Raw genomic sequence first — 15,002 nt, forward strand, 5'->3', positions numbered from 1 at the left:
CTTCCGTGCTTCCGGCCACGGGAAAGGCAGCGCGAAGACCATGGCGGAAACCTCCTCGGAGATTGCCAACAGCCTCGTGCCCCTGGCGCGCCAGCCGGCCATGGTGCTGCTGGAGTCAGGCTACCTCTGGCTCGACATGGGGCACTTCGACAAGGCCCGCGAGGTCTTCGTCGGCGCCGCCGCGCTGATGCCCAAGAGCGAAGTGCCGCAGATCGGCATTGGCGCCGTGGAGTTCGCCCAGGGCCACCATGACAAGGCCCTCCAGGCCTACCGGGTCGCCCAGCGCCTGGCGCCCCTGTCGTCGCTTCCCCGGGCACACGCGGGGGAGGCCCTGTTGTTCATGGGCAAGGTGCCGGAAGCCCTCAAGGAACTGAAGGCCGCCATGGACCTGGAGCCGGACGGCGATGGTGGCCGCCTCGCCCAGGCCCTCATCCAGGCGAAGGAAGCGGGGGCGCTGCCTCCGCCTCGGAAGTAGCAGGTAGGACGAAGGAGGTACGTCGATGGCTGTCGGTGGAGTCGGACGTGGGGGTGGGAAGGGCCGCGCGGGCGGCGTCAAGGGCGCGTCCGGTGCGGCGGGTGCCGCGGGTGCGTCCTTCGGCGGCAAGGTGGACAAGGCCGAATCACTCGTCGGGCCTTCAGGTCTGGTAGGCTCCAGCAACGTCCAGGGCCCCCAGGCCGCGGATCCGATCGCGGCGCAAGCGCTCGCCATCGCCCGTCGGTTGAAGAACGGGGGCTTCAAGAGCAAGGAGGAGGCGACGAAGGCGCTCGTCTCCGAGGTGCTCCAGGAGAAGCTGCACATGAAGTCCGATGCCCTCACGGGCCGCATCGCAGGTGCCTTGCAGGATGATCCTCGGTTGAACCAGGTTCTCGAGCGGCTGTGGTCCAAGGCCGAGTGAGCGCGCCGCTTGCCTCTGGGTGAAGACAGGAAGGTCATCCTGGAGAAGTACGGCCCGTACGTGCGGTCGCTCGCGGCCACCGTGCGCAAGCAGTTCAACGCCCAGCTGGAGCTGGACGAACTGCTGGCCTATGGGCAGATCGGCCTGCTCGAAGCGGCGGAACGCTTCGATCCCAAGGTCGGCGCCAACTTCCTCACGTTTGCCCACTACCGCATCAAGGGCGCCATCTTTGATGGCCTGAGAAAGATGGGTGTCCTGCGGGGCGCGGATGCCCGCACGGCCTATCAGGGCGAGCGCGCGACCGCCTATCTTGGAAATCTTGCGGATCGCGAGCAGGGAGCAAGCAACCGCGGGTCGTCATTCGACGATGATATTGGAGACATCTCGGATGCCGTGGCGGGGCTCGCCGCGGTGTTCGCAGCGGGGGCGGAAGGGGCGGAGGCGGCGGGGTATGTCGACGAATCCCTCCCGGCGGATCAACGCCTGGAGATGGAGCAGTTGAAGAACCGGGTGCGCTCGGCCATCGAGAAGCTTCCGGAGAAAGAGCGCAAGCTCCTGCAGGGCTACTACTTCCAGGGCAGGACCCTGGAGGAAGCAGGGGCTGAGATCGGGCAGTCGAAGAGCTGGGCGTCGCGGCTTCATGCGCGCGCCATTGATCGGCTCAAGGAACTCTTGAACGAGGAGGAGGAACTCCCTCCCCCCTCGACGGATGCAAGGAGGGTGTCACATGGCGGCTCCGATGAGCGGCATCTCCGCGGGACAGGTGGCGCAGCAAAAGCTGCAGGATCAGGGCGCCCAGCAGACGAACAAGACGGGCGCGTCGAAGTTCGACGGAGTTCTCGCTGACAAGGCCCAGGGCGCCGACAAGGCGGACGCCGCCCAGGGCGTGAACAAGGCCCAGGCCGCGAACAAGGTGGACACCGTCCGCCAGGTCGAAACCGTCAACAAGACGGAAAAGGCCGGCATGAACAAGGTCAGCGGCGCGGCCCAGCAGCCCGCGACCGCCAAGGGCGCGGAGCCCGTGGACGCCAAGGCGGAAGCCGCCAAGACGGGCAAGTCGGGCGGCATGGTGTCCGACCTCGTCTCCGGTCTGGAGAAGGGCCAGGTCAGCATGGACAAGCTGATCAAGGAGGCCAGCTCCGGCAAGAACATGTCCAACGCGGAGCTGCTCGGCCTCCAGGCGTCCATGTACAAGTACTCCCAGGAGCTGGACCTGACCTCGAAGGTCGTCGAGAAGGCCACCAGCGGTCTGAAGGACGTCGTCAAGACCCAGGTCTGAGGTTCCCACCCGCCGGGCCATGGCGGCATGCGAAGGGCGGTCCCTCCCAGCTCGGGAGGGGGCGCCCTTCCGCGTTTTGCAAGGGCCCTGTTAAGCTACGTCCCGCCCATGACTCGCCGAACGCCCGCCTTCGCCGCCCCGCTCCTCGCCCTGCTGTTCCTCACCGGCTGCTCCATCGAGCTGCAGCACGAGCTGACGGAGGCGGACGCCAATGAAATCTACGTGCTGCTCAGCAAGAACGGCATCAACGCCAAGAAGGAGAAGGCGGAGGGTGGCAACGAAGTGCGCTTCACCATCGTCGTCCCCAAGGGCGACGCCGCGCAGGCCGCGGAGCTGCTGAAGCGCAACTCCCTGCCGCGCCCGGTGGAGAAGGGCCTGTCGCACTTCGCCAAGGGCAGCATGGTGCCCACCGCCACGGAGGAGCGCGCCATGCTCCTCAAGGCCATGGCCGGTGAAGTCTCCAACGCGCTCAATCAGGTCGACGGCGTGCTGGAGGCGCGCGCCATCGTGATGATCCCGGAGAACAACGACCTGTCGCAGCCGGAGAACAAGCCGATGCCGTCGGCCTCCGTCTTCATCAAGTACCGCACCAACGAGCCTGGCAAGCCCCCCATCTCCCCGGAGCTGGTGAAGCAGTTCGTCGCCAGCTCCGTGTCGGAGCTCAAGCCGGAGGCCGTCACCGTGCTGATGACGGAGGCCCTGGCCCCCACGGCGGAGATGAGCGAGACGAACCGCCTCCAGGACGTGCTCGGCGTGCGCATGACGGCGGCCAGCGCGACGACGTTCAAGATCATCCTCGGCGGCGCGTTCGCGCTCATCCTCGCGATGATGGGCCTCACCGCGTGGACCTTCATGCGCGGCGGCTCGGGCACGGGTGCCGCCGCGGCGCCGCGCCCTGCGCGCGCCCGGGGTGGTCGTCCGGAGTAGCGTCGGTCCACCGTGGCCCTCCTGGGGCGGGCCACGGGACGTGTCCTCCAGGCCGGGGACGCGCCTTCTTCCTTCAGCGGGCCACTAGGGGGCCCGCGAGGTGACCGTTGGATTCATTCTTCACCTCGCTCAGCAAGCGCCAGACCATGATGCTCCTCACCGCGGTCACCTTCGGTGGCCAGGAGAGCATGGCCGCGCTGGAGCACCTGCCCGACGAGGAGAGCGCGCTCCTGCGGCACCGGGCGCAGGAGATCCTCCAGATTCCGCGTGAGAAGCGTCTGCCCGCGGTGGTGCAGGAGCTCAAGCGTCTGATGAAGGACCGGCGCGGCCAGCTCTGGACCGCGGATCCGGAGCGGCTGGCGGCGCTGCTCCAGCGGGAGCGCGGCGCCCTGGTGGAGGTCACCCTGCGCGCGCTGCCCGGGAACATGGCGGACGCGGTGCGCGGCCACCTGCCACCCTCGCGCGTGAAGCTCACCCGCGAGGTGCGCCCGCAGGTGCTGGACATCATCCGCTGGAAGCTGGAGGAGGCGCTGGCGCGCGAGGTCGCCGGCCAGTCCGCGGGCTTCAAGTTCGCGGACGTGCTCATGCTCCAGACGCGCGAGCTGCTCACGGTGAGCGACCGTCTGGGAGCGCGCGTGCTCGGCCCCGCCCTGGCGGGTCTTCCCGAAGGGGAGCTGACGGGCTTCCTGGAGTCGCTGCCGCCGGACCTGCTCCAACTCGCGAGCAAGTCCGTGGCGGCGAACGCGCCGCGAAAGCTGCCGGAGGAGGATGCTCGCGCGCAGATCACGCTCCACGACGGCTTCACCCGGCCGGCTGGCGCCATCCGCAGCGCGGGCGTGCAGCGGCTGGCGCGGGCGTGCGTGGCGCAATCTCCGGAGTTCGCCGCGCGCATGCTGGAGAAGCACCGCGGGGAGTTCGGTCAACTGGTGGCGAAGTGGGTGCGCGAGGAGCGCTCGCGCCCGACGGCCCGGGGCGATGGTGGACGCACCGACATCGTCATGGACCTGGAGCGGCTGGCCGTGCGCGGCCTCATCGAACGTCCGGTGCGTCTGACGGCGCCGCCGCCACGTCCGTCCGCCGTGCTGCCGCCGCCGCCGGGCGCGCGCAAGGCGGCACCGCCACCGGAGGGTCGTCCCGCACAAGGCGCTCCCGCCGCGAGGCCCGGTGCTCCCGCCGCGAGGCCTGGCGGGCGCACCACCGCGCCGGATCCGTCACGACCGCCCGCGCTGCGAGCCCCCAAGTCGCTGCGGGGGAGCGGCGGAGGTGAGTCCGCGGAGGACGCAGGCGCCAAGCGCGACTTCATGGCCGAACGCGCGGCCCGCCGCGCCGGTGCTGCGTCCAGCCGTGACGCGGGCCCGGGCGCGCCGCCCGGTGAGAGGCGCCCACGTCCGCCTCCGGGAGAAGGGCGGGGCGCGTCGGTTCCCCCGGAGGGGGACGCGAACGGCTCGCAGATGCGTCGGATGCCGGTGGAGCGCGAACGGGGCCCCGCGCCCCGCGCCTCCATGGTCGCGCCCGAAGGGGACGCGAACGGCTCCCAGATGCGCCGCATGCCCGTGGAGCGTGAACGGGGCCCCATGTCGCGTGCGTCCATGGCCGTGCCCGAAGGGGACGCGAACGGCTCGCAGATGCGCCGGATGCCGGTGGAGCGCGAGCGGGGCCCCGCGCCCCGCGCCTCCACGGTCGCGCCTGAAGGCGATGCGAACGGCTCGCAGATGCGCCGGATGCCGGTGGAGCGCGAACGGGGCGCGGCGCCGCGGACCTCGACCGGGGGCGTTTCCGGGCGGCGTGAGCCGGAGGGCAGCCGTCCCACCCGTCCCGGTCAGGTGGATCCGGAAGGGGCCCGCATCGGCCCTCCGCCCTCCAGATTGGGCATGCGGGGCGAGTCCCGCCCGGTGCCGTCGGAGGATGCCCCGGCCCGTCCTGCCCGGACGGAGCGTCCCACGCGGCCGGCTCCGGAGGAGGCGCCTCGGGAGTCCCGCCGTCCGGAGCCTTCCGGCGATTCCGAGGAAGGGGCCCGGGTGCTCCGTTCGCGCACCGCCGGCCGCCCGCCATCGCGTCCCGAACCGGGAGGCGAGCCGGAGCGTCCCCCTCGCGTGCTCGCCGGCCGTGCTGGCCCGGCCTCCGGGCAGGCGGCCCCGCGTTCCTCCTCGGAGGGCACGCAGGTGGGCCGCAGACGCCCCCCACCCAACCGGGAGGGCCCGGAAGAGCCGGGTGGTCCCGGAGGGCGTGGACCGCGCGGCGGAACGCGCTAGCATCCGTTCCGCAAGGAGCAGCCCATGGCGATCGGCAAGGTAATCAAGGGGGACGGGTTGTCGGAGTCCGTGGTCGTCGCCACGTCCGAGCGGCCGGCGCTGCGGCCGCCGCGCGCGGGCGTGATGAACGCCGAGGTCTTCGAGGCGCGTCAGGGCGCCCAGGGGATCATCGAGGAGGCCCACCGAGAGAAGGAGCGCATCCTCGCGGAGGCCCAGCGGGAGAAGGAGGAACTCTTCGCGAAGGCGAAGGACCAGGGGCGGCAGGAAGGCCTGGCCCAGGCGACGGAGCTCGTCCTGCGCGCGAAGATCCAAGCCGGGGAGCTGCTGACCTCCCACGAGCAGGACATCATCGGGCTGGCGCTGAAGATGGCGGAGAAGATCCTCGGCCGCGACCTGGAGCGTGAGCCGGAGCTGATGGTGGACCTGTGCGCCGCGGCCATCGACAACCTGCGCAACGCGCGCGCCATGGTGCTGCGGGTGCACCCGAAGACGGCCGCGGTGCTGCGCGCCAAGCGCCCGGTGCTGATGGAACTCATCGGCCGCACGGTGGATCTGGCCATCAAGGAGGACCTGGAGGTCGCTCCGGTGGGCTGCATCGTGCAGACGGAGTTCGGCACGGTGGACGCGCAGCTGCCCACCCAATTGGAGATGCTCCAGAACCTCCTGTTGCCGGACCCCGCGCGCAAGAGCGGTCCGGCCTGAGCCGGAGGAAGCAGCCATGGCCATCGACCTCTCGCGCTACTACGACCTCATCAAGGAGGCGTCCCTCGTCCGGGTGCGCGGCCGCGTCACCGAACTGACCGGCCTCGTCATCAAGGCGAGCGTCCCCAACGTCCGCATCGGCGAGGTGGTGCTCGTCAAGAGCCGCACCCGTGGCGCCATGAAGTCGGAGGTCGTGGGCTTCGTGGGCGACGAGGTGATGCTCATGCCCCTGGGCGAGCTGTACGGCATCGGTCCGGACAGCGAGTGCATCCCCACCGGCCGCCCCCTGACCATCAAGTGCGGGGACGCGCTCCTGGGCCGCGTGCTCAACGGCATCGGCGAGCCCATGGACGGCCGCCCCCTGGAGGGCGACGGGCTCATCGACTGGTCCGTGGACCGCGACTGTCCGGATCCGTTCACCCGCCAGCGCATCGAACGGCCGCTGCCCCTGGGCGTCCGCTGCATCGACGGGCTGCTCACCGTGGGCGAGGGCCAGCGCGTGGGCCTCTTCGCCGGCTCCGGCGTCGGCAAGTCCACGCTGATGGGCCAGATTGCCCGCAACACCCAGGCGGACCTGAGCGTCGTGGCGCTCATCGGCGAGCGTGGTCGTGAGGTGCGCGAGTTCATCGAGGACGCGATGGGCGAGGAGGGCATGAAGCGCGCCGTGCTGGTGTGCGCCACGTCCGACCAGCCCAGCCTCGTGCGTCTGCGCGCCGCCTACGTCGCCACGGCCATCGCGGAGTACTTCCGCGAGCGCGGCGGCAACGTGCTGTTCATGCTCGACACCGTGACGCGTCTTGCGCGTGCCCAGCGCGACATCGGCCTCGCGATTGGCGAACCCCCCGCGCGTCAGGGCTATCCGCCCAGCGTCTTCTCCATGCTGCCGCGCATCCTGGAGCGCACGGGCAACTCGGAGAAGGGCAAGTGCACCGCCATCTACACCTGCCTCGTGGCCGGCGGTGACATGGAAGAGCCCATCGCCGACGAGGTCCGAGGTATTCTCGACGGCCACTTCATCCTCAACCGTGCCCTGGGCGAGCGGAACCAGTGGCCCGCCATGGACGTGCTCGCGAGCCTGAGCCGTGTGATGAGCGGCATCGTCTCCAAGGAGCACAAGAAGGCCGCCGGCAAGCTGCGCGAGACGCTCTCCACCTACGAGAAGCAGCGCGACCTCATCCTCCTGGGCGCCTACCAGGCGGGGGCCGACGCGCGCACCGACTACGCCATCGAGAAGTACGACGCCATCATCGACTTCCTCAAGCAGGACACCCACTCCAACTCCCCCTTCGAGGAGACCGTGGAGCAGCTCATCGCCCTCTTCGAGGACTGACGGCCCCCGTCCCCGGAGGTGGGGTACGGGCGGGGCGTTTCCGGTTAGGATGCCCCCACCATGCCCCCGTACCGGTTGCAGGTGTTGCTGGACATGCGTGAGAAGGCGAAGGAGGAGGCCGAGCAGGCCTTCTCCGCCGCCATCAAGGCGCTGGAGAAGGAAAAGAAGGTTCAGGCCCAGCTGGAGGCCGAACTGGAGCGCCGCAAGAAGGAGCGCAAGGCCAAGGTGGCCGAGTACTTCCAGCAGATGATGGCCAAGGGCGCCGGCATCAACGGCATGAACATGATGGGCCGCTTCGAGGAGCGCCTGAAGGACGAAGAGGCCCAGGTCGCCCTCCAGATCGAACACCAGAAGGAGGTCGTCAAGGCGGCCGCCCGCCTGGTCGAACAGCGGCGCATGCTCATGGCGGAGGCCGCCAAGGAGCTGAAGGCCATCGAGAAGAACAAGGAAACCTTCGTCAAGCAGGTGCGCCAGGAGCGCCAGCAGCGCGAGGAGCTGAACCAGGAGGAGATTGGCAACGCCTTGTTCCTGGCCCGCCAGCGCAAGTAACCTCCCGCCGCCCCCGAAGTCAGGAGAGGACGCCATGAGCCGAGTTGACGACGATCGCGATGCCGCGCGCATGGCGGAGCGGATGATCCAGGAGCGCAGGCTCGCGGAAGCCAAGGGCAAGAAGCGCCTGGAGGGCGAGTCCCTGTTCTCCAAGCTGGTCCAGCAGGGCCAGGCGGAGAAGGCCCTGCCGAAGGCGGCGACCGAAGCCCAGACCCCGCAGAGCCTGGCCAAGGCGGTGCTCGCGCGCGCCACCCAGGGGCAGGGCAAGACCTTCGACGAGAAGCTGTCCCAGAAGGAGGCCGGCTCGGCGAAGCCCGGTGAGTCCTCCCAGGGCGCCCAGCAGTCGCAGCGCGGCGGAGAGTCCCAGTCGCTGGCCCCGCGCGCGGAGACCCGCAGGTCCGAGGCCACGGAGGACAAGCGCTCCACGGACGTGCGCGAAGGCGACCTGACGAAGTCGGACGGTCAGGCCAGCCGGCTGAGCGCGGAGAAGGGCGAGATGAAGGTCGACGTCAATGCCGGCGGCGGCAAGGGCGCGGGCGGCGGCGGCAACAAGGACAAGGACGACAAGGGCGGGCAGATGGCCGCCGCGGGCTTCCGGTTCAACCCCGCGCTGATGGCGCCGGTGCCGGTGGCGAAGCCCAAGGACATGGCCGGCTCGGAGCGCCTGCGCCAGATGGCCAGTGAGATCGCCCAGAAGATCGTGGAGCGCGTGCGCGTGGGCACCAACGCCGCGGGCAACGCGGAGTTCCAGATCGACCTGCGCGGGGACGTGCTCAACGGCCTGTCCATCAAGGTCAGCGCGAGGAACGGAAAGATCTCCGCCACCTTCAGCGGCAGCGACCGCGACACGCTGAAGCTCCTGGAGGAGCAGAGCGAGGGCCTGCGCAGCGCCCTGGGAGGTCGCGGGCTGGCGCTTGAGCAGCTGCGGTTCGAGGCGAAGACATGAGCCTGGAGCCGGACGACGAACCCGGAATCTACGAGCGAACCATGTTGGTCGACACCCGGAAGCTGGGGCCCCCCGCGAAGCCCGTCTCGGCACCGGAGCCGGTGTCGCCATGGCGGCCGTTCGTCTTCACGCACCTGGAGAAGGTGTCTCGCGCGCAGAGCGAGCTGGCCGAACGGCTGCGCTGGCTGACGCCGAACCCGGGCACGTTGGAGACCGTGTGCGCGCGGCTCAAGGCCCTCTTCGACGTGGACGTGCGCCTGACGGTGGAGTCCGCCCAGGCGCGCCCCATGACGGAGCTGCGCCGTTTCCTGGGCGACCCGTCCTTCCTGGCGGTGCTCGCGCCCGGGGCGCTCGCGGGGCGGGGGGTGCTGGAGATAGAGCTGGCCCTGGCGCACTCGGCGGTGGACCTGCTGCTGGGCGGCGCCGGTGAGACGGTGGGCCTGCGGCCGCTGACGGACATCGAGGAGGGCGTGATGGGCTACGTCGTCCTGGAGGCCCTGAAGGAGCTGGCGCCCGGGCTGCAACCCGGCGTTCCCCGCCCGCGGCTGGACGGCGTGGCCCGGGGCGTGGACGAGGTCTCCGCGCGGCTGGGCGAGGACGGCCCGATGCTGGCGGTGCACCTGAACGCGGTGGTGGGCCCGCATCGCGGCATCGTGCGGCTGGTGGTGCCGTCGGCGGTGCTGGAGGCGGCCGAGCCGGCGGTGGAGAGCGCCCAGCGCCGCGAGCAGCGCCGCGCGAACATGAAGGCGCACGGGCGTCGGCTGTCCACGCTGCGCGACTGGCTGCGCGCGGAGATTGGCGTGGCGGAGCTGTCAGCCCAGGACCTGGCGTCGCTGCGGGTGAAGGACGTGCTGCTGCTGGACGCGCTGTCGGCGCGGCCGGACCGGGGCGAAGCGGGCACGGCGCAGCTGCGGCTGGGCATGGGCCTCACGGGCCACCTGGCGGCGGACGTGTTCATCGAGAACGGCCGCTACCGCGCGCGCATCACGGAGGTCGTTCCCGGAGAGCCGGGCCACGGCCAGGCGGAGCCCGGCGGCGCGAACGAGAACGAGGACTTCACCAACCCGGAGCTGGACGTACCTCCGGAACTGGAAGGGGCGGCTTTGGACGACGCGAACAACCGGGATGGCAGCGACCTGCTCAGCGATCTGCCCCTGCAGGTGGCGGTGGAACTGGCGCGCGTGGCCATCACGGCGGAGCAGGTGGTGGGATTGCGCACAGGGCAGGTCCTCGATCTGCGCCGTGGGCCGGGTGAGCCGGTGGACCTGTCGGTCAACGGCAAGGTGGTGGCCCGGGGTGAACTCGTGGAGATGGACGGTCAGCTCGGCGTGCGCATCATCAACCTGGCGGGGTGAGCCTTCCTGCCTCACGCGTCAGAGGGCAGGCGGGCAGGGGGGCCTCGTTGCCTGGGGGGCCGTGGCGGTCCTGCTCCGGGTGAACTAGGCTCGCGAGCATCCATGGCAGTCCTTCGTCTCTCCTCCTCGCGCGGGTTGCTCGGCGCCACGCTTCTCCTCGCGTCGTCCGCCGTCCTGGCGCAGGCGCCCGCGGCGCCGCAAGCGACGCCCGTCCTCCAGGCGCCTCCGGCGAAGGCCGACGCGGTCTCCCCACCGGAGCCCGCCGCCGCGCCGATTCCCCAGGCGCCTCCGGCGAAGGCCGACGCGGCCCCACCGAAGGCTGCCGCCGCGCCGGTTCCCCAGGCGCCTCCGGCCAAGGCTGAAGCGGCTACGCCTCCGTCCCCCGCCGCGCCAGACGCCGTGGCGCCCGTCGCGGTCCAGCCCACTCCCCCGACACCGGCCTCCGACGCCGTGAATCCGGCCGACCGTGCCTCCCGGCACGCGGAGGAGCTGGACAAGGAGCTGGGGGTCGCAGCCCCCGAGGAGCAGGAGAGCCTGGGCTGGGTGGTGGTGCGCACGGTGGCGCTCCTGGGCGCGGTCATCGCGGCCATCTACCTGACGCTCAACGTGGGCCTGCGCCGGCTGATGGGGCTGCAGGGCGTGCCGGTGGGCAAGGCGTCCGTCGTGTCGGTGATGGAGCGCATCCCGTTGGATCAACGGCGCACGCTCTTCGTCCTGAAGGCCGCGGACGAGTACCTGCTGGTGGGCGGCGGCGAGGGTGGCGTGCAACTTGTGTCGAAGCTGGACCGGGACGCCGTGGAGCGCATCCGCGCCGCGCGGCCTCCGTCGTCCCCCGTGTCCCTGAGTCCTTTCCTCCAGAAGCTCCTCTCCCGCCGGACCGGTGGCCCCACGCCGCCGCCGGGCGTCTGAAGGCCGTCCCGTGAACCCTGCGTCTCCCGTCCGCCCGCCCCTGTTCCGCGCTCCGCCCTGGCTCTTCGCGGCGCTCGTGTCGCTGCACCCGTTCGTCGCGTCCGCGGCGAAGAAGGGGGGCGCGGACAACTCCATGCCGGACTCCCTGGTGAAGGAGGCGGTGAACTCCGACTCGTTCACCTCCCGGCCCCTCATCCTCATCCTCGCGCTCGCGGCCATGTCGCTGGTCCCGTTCGCGCTGATGATGGTGACGAGCTTCGTGAAGATCTCCGTGGTGCTCTCCATCGTCCGCTCGGCGCTGGGCACCCAGCAGATTCCCCCCACCCAGGTCATCACCGGCCTGGCCATCATCCTCACCGTCTACATCATGGCCCCCATCGGCCAGGAGATGTACCGGGCGGGCGGGGTGGACATCTGGTCCAAGGGCACGGCGGTGTTCTCCTCGGAGACGGTGGGCACGCTGCTGGGCGCCGCGGACAAGTCCAAGGAGCCCCTGCGCGAGTTCCTGAAGAAGAAGGTCACCAACAAGGACCGCACGCTCTTCTACAGCCTGGCGAAGAAGATGCGGAAGGAGGAGGACCGCAAGGACATCGAGCCGAACGACTTCATGGTCATCGTGCCGGCGTTCGTCGTGTCCGAGCTCAAGGAGGCCTTCCAGATCGGCTTCCTGCTCTTCGTGCCGTTCATCGTCATCGACATGGTGGTGGCCAACATCCTGCTGGCGCTGGGCATGCACATGCTGTCGCCCACGACCATCTCCATGCCCTTCAAGCTGCTGTTGTTCGTGCTCGTGGACGGCTGGTACCTCATCGCCAAGGGCCTGGTCATCGGCTACCTGTAAGGAGCACCGCACTCCCATGAATCAGCTCACGTTCATCACCCAGGAGGCGCTGTTCCTGGTGCTCGTGGTCTCCGCGCCGCCGGTGCTCATGAGCCTCCTGGTGGGCTTCCTCATCTCGCTGTTCCAGGCCACCACGCAGATTCAGGAGCAGACGCTCACGTTCGCGCCCAAGGTCGTCCTCGTCTTCGGCGTGCTCGCCATGACGGGCCCGTGGATTGGCGGACAGCTCCTGCGCTTCACCTTCCACGTCTTCGACCGCTTCCCGGCGCTCATCGGCAGATGAACATCGGCGAAGCCATGGCCGAGCTGGGCACTCGGGTCAACCTGTCCGTCACCATCTTCACGGTGGCGCTCATCATGTGCAGGGTGATGCCCATCCTCATCTTCAGCCCGTTCCTGGGCGGTGAGGTCGTGCCCTCGGAGATGAAGCTGGGCCTGGGCCTGCTCATCTCCATCGTCCTGTTCCCCTCCGTCTCTGATCGGATGGACAAGATCCCCATCAGCGCGCTCCCGTACATCGCGCTGCTGTGCAAGGAGATCTTCATCGGCCTGTGCCTGTCGTACATCGTCAACATGGTGTTCGACGCGGCCCGGGTGGCCGGCACCTTGATGGACACCATGTCGGGCAGCAACAACGCCCAGCTCTTCGTGCCGCAGCTGGGCACCCAGGTGTCCATCTTCTCCAGCCTCAAGGTGCAGCTGACCGTGGTGCTGTTCCTGTCGCTGGACGGGCACCACGTCATCATCCGGGCGCTCGCGGACAGCCTCCAGGTCGTCCCGCTGGAGGGCTTCCCGCGCTTCAGCCACGGCGTGTGGCCCTTCTTCGACCTGATGATCCGCTCCTTCGCGGACCTCCTGGCGGTGAGCCTGGCCCTGGCCGGCCCCGGCATGGTGGCCGCGTTCTGCACCGACCTGGCCCTGGGCGCCATCAACCGCGTCGCGCCGCAGGTCCAGGTGTTCTTCATCTCCATGTCCCTCAAGCCGCTGGTGGGCGCGTTGATCATGTTCCTCTCGATGCATGTGATCGTCGGGCGCATGCAGCTGGAGCTGGGCAACATGCTCCGCATGGTCCAGCGCGCCATCCAACTGCTGGCCTAGGCGCCCCCGGGATTCCTCCATGTCGGAAGAGAGTGGCGACAAAACAGAGGAGCCGTCGCAGAAGAAGCTCGACGACTCCCGCAAGAAGGGCCAGGTCTGGAAGAGCAAGGACCTGACGGCCGTGGCCGTGCTCGCCGCGGGCATGGGCATCACCCGGGCCACGTGGGGCATGGTGGAAGAGGAGATCTCCATCCTCTTCCGGTTCAGCTTCGACCAGATCGCCCACTCGCAGGACCTGGCGCTCGCGACGACCCAGCTGCTCTACATGGGGGTGCGCACGCTGCTGCTGCTGACGATCCCCGTGGTGGCCGGCGCGGCGGTCTTCGGCGGGCTGTTTGACTTCCTGCAGGTGGGGTCCCTCTTCACCATCGACCCGCTGATCCCCAAGATGGACAAGCTCAACCCGATCGCCGGGTTGAAGAACATGTTCACGAAGAAGACCTTCGTGGAGCTGCTCAAGAACCTGGTCAAGCTGTCGGTCGCCGCCTACGTCGTCTACGGCGTGGTGCGCGACTCCATGCCCCTGGTCATCGAAACCGTGCGGCAGGACACGCAGGGCATCATGGTCATCCTGGGGGAGATCATCTACCGCGTGAGCGTGCGCATCCTCATGCTCTTCGTCATCTTCGGCATCTTCGACGTGTGGTGGCAGCGCAAGTCGTTCATGAAGGACATGATGATGACGAAGGACGAGGTCAAGAAGGAGTACAAGCAGAGCGAAGGCGACCCGCACCACAAGGCCAAGCGCAAGGAGCTCCACCAGGAGATCATGGAAGGGGCCCAGATGGAGGCGGTGAAGGACGCCAGCGTCATCGTCACCAACCCGGACCACGTCGCGGTGGCGCTCATCTACGACCAGAACAAGGACGGCGCGCCCCGGGTGCTCATCAAGGGCATGGACGCCAAGGCGGAGCGCATCAAGGCGCTGGCGCGCGAGTCGGACGTGCCGCTGCTGCGCAACGTGCCCCTGGCCCACGCGCTGCTGCGCGTGGAGGTGGGCGAGGAAGTCCCGGAGGAGCTCTACGACGCGGTCGCGGAGGTCCTGAACTTCGTCTACGGGCTGAAACAGCAAACGGCGCCAGCAGCGCGCGCGTGAGGAGGGGCCATGGCCAGCGACGAAGAGGCGGACATCGCCATCGCCATCAAGTACGACAAGCAGGCGGACGGCGCCCCTCGGGTGGTGGCCAAGGGAATGCGCCTCAAGGCGGAGAAGATCAAGGAGATCGCCAAGCAGTACGGCATCCCCGTGATGCGCAACGTGTCCCTGGCGCACGCCCTCTACCGGGTGGACGTGGGGCAGGAGGTCCCGGAGGAGCTCTACGACGCGGTCGCGGAGGTCCTGAACTTCATCTACAGCCTCCAGCGGGAGCAGGCGGGCTGACGCCGAGGGGGGCTGGACGCGGCCCCCTCACCTGGGTTGAAGTCGGCCCACCATGGCCAGAATCAACAATCCTCCCCCCAGTACAGCCCTTTGGCCCTGGGGTGGTCCCCGCAGCGTCCGCGAGCGGCTGGTGGACCCCTCCCAGCTCGAGCGCGCGAAGAAGCTGCGCAAGGCGGGCAACCCGAAGAACCCCGCGCTCGCGTCGGCGGCGCTGCTGGACTTCATCGGCCCCGCGCACTCGTCGGAGGAGCTGCGCCTGCCGCTGCCTCCCCACCCGGGCGGGCACGACGCGGACCTGGAGGGCTTCAGCGACCGCCCCTACCTGGCCAGCGTGGCCGGCCGTGGGGACGACGGACAGCGCCGGATGCTGGAGCGGGGCCTGTCGCGCGTGAACGCCCCGCCGGAGCGCCTGGAGCGCCTCAAGGCGCTGCTGCAGCGCGAGTCCGCGATGCTGGGCCTGGTGGATCAGGTGAGCGCGGAGTCCCAGGAGATCCTCCGCCGCATGTGGGAAGAGCAGAAGGACGAGGGCTACTGAGC

General features: G+C 69.5%; 18 protein-coding genes. All 18 read left to right on the forward strand.

From position 1 onward, the window contains the following. Nucleotides 1–40 precede the first annotated feature (40 nt). Nucleotides 41–475, forward strand: coding sequence for a tetratricopeptide repeat protein (locus OV207_RS21900; protein WP_193428330.1), 435 nt, complete (start codon nt 41–43; stop codon nt 473–475). Nucleotides 476–500: 25 nt separating this feature from the next. Continuing rightward, nucleotides 501–896 (forward strand): hypothetical protein, encoded by a 396-nt coding sequence (locus OV207_RS21905; protein WP_193428329.1) that lies wholly within the window; start codon nt 501–503, stop codon nt 894–896. A gap of 9 nt (nt 897–905) precedes the next feature. Next, nucleotides 906–1,742: a sigma-70 family RNA polymerase sigma factor gene (locus tag OV207_RS21910; RefSeq protein ID WP_267557063.1), complete on the forward strand. Its 837-nt coding sequence runs from the start codon at nt 906–908 to the stop codon at nt 1,740–1,742. Continuing rightward, nucleotides 1,624–2,175, forward strand: a complete 552-nt coding sequence (locus OV207_RS21915; RefSeq protein WP_227027617.1) for an ATP-dependent helicase HrpB — start codon at nt 1,624–1,626, stop codon at nt 2,173–2,175. The genes OV207_RS21910 and OV207_RS21915 overlap by 119 nt, the downstream gene beginning before the upstream one ends. 108 nt (nt 2,176–2,283) lie before the next feature. Beyond that, nucleotides 2,284–3,102, forward strand: coding sequence for a type III secretion protein (locus tag OV207_RS21920; protein WP_193428328.1), 819 nt, complete (start codon nt 2,284–2,286; stop codon nt 3,100–3,102). A gap of 146 nt (nt 3,103–3,248) precedes the next feature. After that, nucleotides 3,249–5,354: a hypothetical protein gene (locus OV207_RS21925; protein ID WP_267557064.1), complete on the forward strand. Its 2,106-nt coding sequence runs from the start codon at nt 3,249–3,251 to the stop codon at nt 5,352–5,354. 24 nt (nt 5,355–5,378) lie between these two features. Further along, on the forward strand, nt 5,379–6,056 hold the full coding sequence (locus tag OV207_RS21930) for a FliH/SctL family protein (protein WP_193428327.1): 678 nt from the start codon (nt 5,379–5,381) through the stop codon (nt 6,054–6,056). 16 nt (nt 6,057–6,072) lie between these two features. Continuing rightward, nucleotides 6,073–7,386: a type III secretion system ATPase SctN gene (gene sctN, locus OV207_RS21935; RefSeq protein ID WP_193428326.1), complete on the forward strand. Its 1,314-nt coding sequence runs from the start codon at nt 6,073–6,075 to the stop codon at nt 7,384–7,386. Nucleotides 7,387–7,446: 60 nt separating this feature from the next. Continuing rightward, complete coding sequence (locus OV207_RS21940; RefSeq protein ID WP_193428325.1) at nt 7,447–7,935, forward strand: flagellar assembly protein FliH; 489 nt, start codon at nt 7,447–7,449, stop codon at nt 7,933–7,935. A 34-nt stretch (nt 7,936–7,969) separates the two neighbouring features. Further along, nucleotides 7,970–8,881 (forward strand): flagellar hook-length control protein FliK, encoded by a 912-nt coding sequence (locus OV207_RS21945; RefSeq protein WP_193428324.1) that lies wholly within the window; start codon nt 7,970–7,972, stop codon nt 8,879–8,881. Next, nucleotides 8,878–10,236 (forward strand): type III secretion system cytoplasmic ring protein SctQ, encoded by a 1,359-nt coding sequence (sctQ, locus tag OV207_RS21950; RefSeq protein WP_193428323.1) that lies wholly within the window; start codon nt 8,878–8,880, stop codon nt 10,234–10,236. The genes OV207_RS21945 and sctQ overlap by 4 nt, the downstream gene beginning before the upstream one ends. A 102-nt stretch (nt 10,237–10,338) precedes the next feature. Further along, entirely contained in the window at nt 10,339–11,145 is an 807-nt protein-coding gene (locus tag OV207_RS21955; RefSeq protein WP_267557065.1) for a flagellar biosynthetic protein FliO, read from the forward strand. A gap of 10 nt (nt 11,146–11,155) precedes the next feature. Then, a complete protein-coding gene (gene sctR, locus OV207_RS21960; RefSeq protein ID WP_193428321.1) occupies nt 11,156–11,986 on the forward strand; it encodes a type III secretion system export apparatus subunit SctR in 831 nt (276 codons plus the stop codon). 16 nt (nt 11,987–12,002) lie between these two features. Beyond that, nucleotides 12,003–12,269, forward strand: a complete 267-nt coding sequence (gene fliQ, locus OV207_RS21965; RefSeq protein WP_014398418.1) for a flagellar biosynthesis protein FliQ — start codon at nt 12,003–12,005, stop codon at nt 12,267–12,269. Next, nucleotides 12,266–13,084 (forward strand): flagellar biosynthetic protein FliR, encoded by an 819-nt coding sequence (locus OV207_RS21970; protein WP_193428320.1) that lies wholly within the window; start codon nt 12,266–12,268, stop codon nt 13,082–13,084. Before fliQ ends, OV207_RS21970 begins: the two co-directional genes overlap by 4 nt. A 19-nt stretch (nt 13,085–13,103) precedes the next feature. Continuing rightward, nucleotides 13,104–14,180: a type III secretion system export apparatus subunit SctU gene (gene sctU, locus OV207_RS21975; protein ID WP_267557066.1), complete on the forward strand. Its 1,077-nt coding sequence runs from the start codon at nt 13,104–13,106 to the stop codon at nt 14,178–14,180. 9 nt (nt 14,181–14,189) lie between these two features. Then, complete coding sequence (locus OV207_RS21980) at nt 14,190–14,465, forward strand: EscU/YscU/HrcU family type III secretion system export apparatus switch protein (RefSeq protein WP_193428318.1); 276 nt, start codon at nt 14,190–14,192, stop codon at nt 14,463–14,465. A gap of 52 nt (nt 14,466–14,517) precedes the next feature. Further along, nucleotides 14,518–15,000 (forward strand): hypothetical protein, encoded by a 483-nt coding sequence (locus tag OV207_RS21985; protein WP_193428317.1) that lies wholly within the window; start codon nt 14,518–14,520, stop codon nt 14,998–15,000. Nucleotides 15,001–15,002: the final 2 nt, after the last annotated feature.

Source organism: Corallococcus sp. BB11-1, from assembly GCF_026626625.1.
GTDB classification, from domain to species: Bacteria; Myxococcota; Myxococcia; order Myxococcales; family Myxococcaceae; genus Corallococcus; species Corallococcus soli.

Bases quoted from the DNA above. Each gene is read 5' to 3' on its own strand.
- OV207_RS21900 (WP_193428330.1), top strand. From the start codon at position 41: ATGGCGGAAACCTCCTCGGAGATTGCCAACAGCCTCGTGCCCCTGGCG.
- OV207_RS21905 (WP_193428329.1), top strand. From the start codon at position 501: ATGGCTGTCGGTGGAGTCGGACGTGGGGGTGGGAAGGGCCGCGCGGGC.
- OV207_RS21915 (WP_227027617.1), top strand. From the start codon at position 1,624: ATGGCGGCTCCGATGAGCGGCATCTCCGCGGGACAGGTGGCGCAGCAA.
- OV207_RS21920 (WP_193428328.1), top strand. From the start codon at position 2,284: ATGACTCGCCGAACGCCCGCCTTCGCCGCCCCGCTCCTCGCCCTGCTG.
- OV207_RS21925 (WP_267557064.1), top strand. From the start codon at position 3,249: ATGATGCTCCTCACCGCGGTCACCTTCGGTGGCCAGGAGAGCATGGCC.
- OV207_RS21930 (WP_193428327.1), top strand. From the start codon at position 5,379: ATGGCGATCGGCAAGGTAATCAAGGGGGACGGGTTGTCGGAGTCCGTG.
- sctN (WP_193428326.1), top strand. From the start codon at position 6,073: ATGGCCATCGACCTCTCGCGCTACTACGACCTCATCAAGGAGGCGTCC.
- OV207_RS21940 (WP_193428325.1), top strand. From the start codon at position 7,447: ATGCCCCCGTACCGGTTGCAGGTGTTGCTGGACATGCGTGAGAAGGCG.
- OV207_RS21945 (WP_193428324.1), top strand. From the start codon at position 7,970: ATGAGCCGAGTTGACGACGATCGCGATGCCGCGCGCATGGCGGAGCGG.
- sctQ (WP_193428323.1), top strand. From the start codon at position 8,878: ATGAGCCTGGAGCCGGACGACGAACCCGGAATCTACGAGCGAACCATG.
- OV207_RS21955 (WP_267557065.1), top strand. From the start codon at position 10,339: ATGGCAGTCCTTCGTCTCTCCTCCTCGCGCGGGTTGCTCGGCGCCACG.
- fliQ (WP_014398418.1), top strand. From the start codon at position 12,003: ATGAATCAGCTCACGTTCATCACCCAGGAGGCGCTGTTCCTGGTGCTC.
- OV207_RS21970 (WP_193428320.1), top strand. From the start codon at position 12,266: ATGAACATCGGCGAAGCCATGGCCGAGCTGGGCACTCGGGTCAACCTG.
- sctU (WP_267557066.1), top strand. From the start codon at position 13,104: ATGTCGGAAGAGAGTGGCGACAAAACAGAGGAGCCGTCGCAGAAGAAG.
- OV207_RS21980 (WP_193428318.1), top strand. From the start codon at position 14,190: ATGGCCAGCGACGAAGAGGCGGACATCGCCATCGCCATCAAGTACGAC.
- OV207_RS21985 (WP_193428317.1), top strand. From the start codon at position 14,518: ATGGCCAGAATCAACAATCCTCCCCCCAGTACAGCCCTTTGGCCCTGG.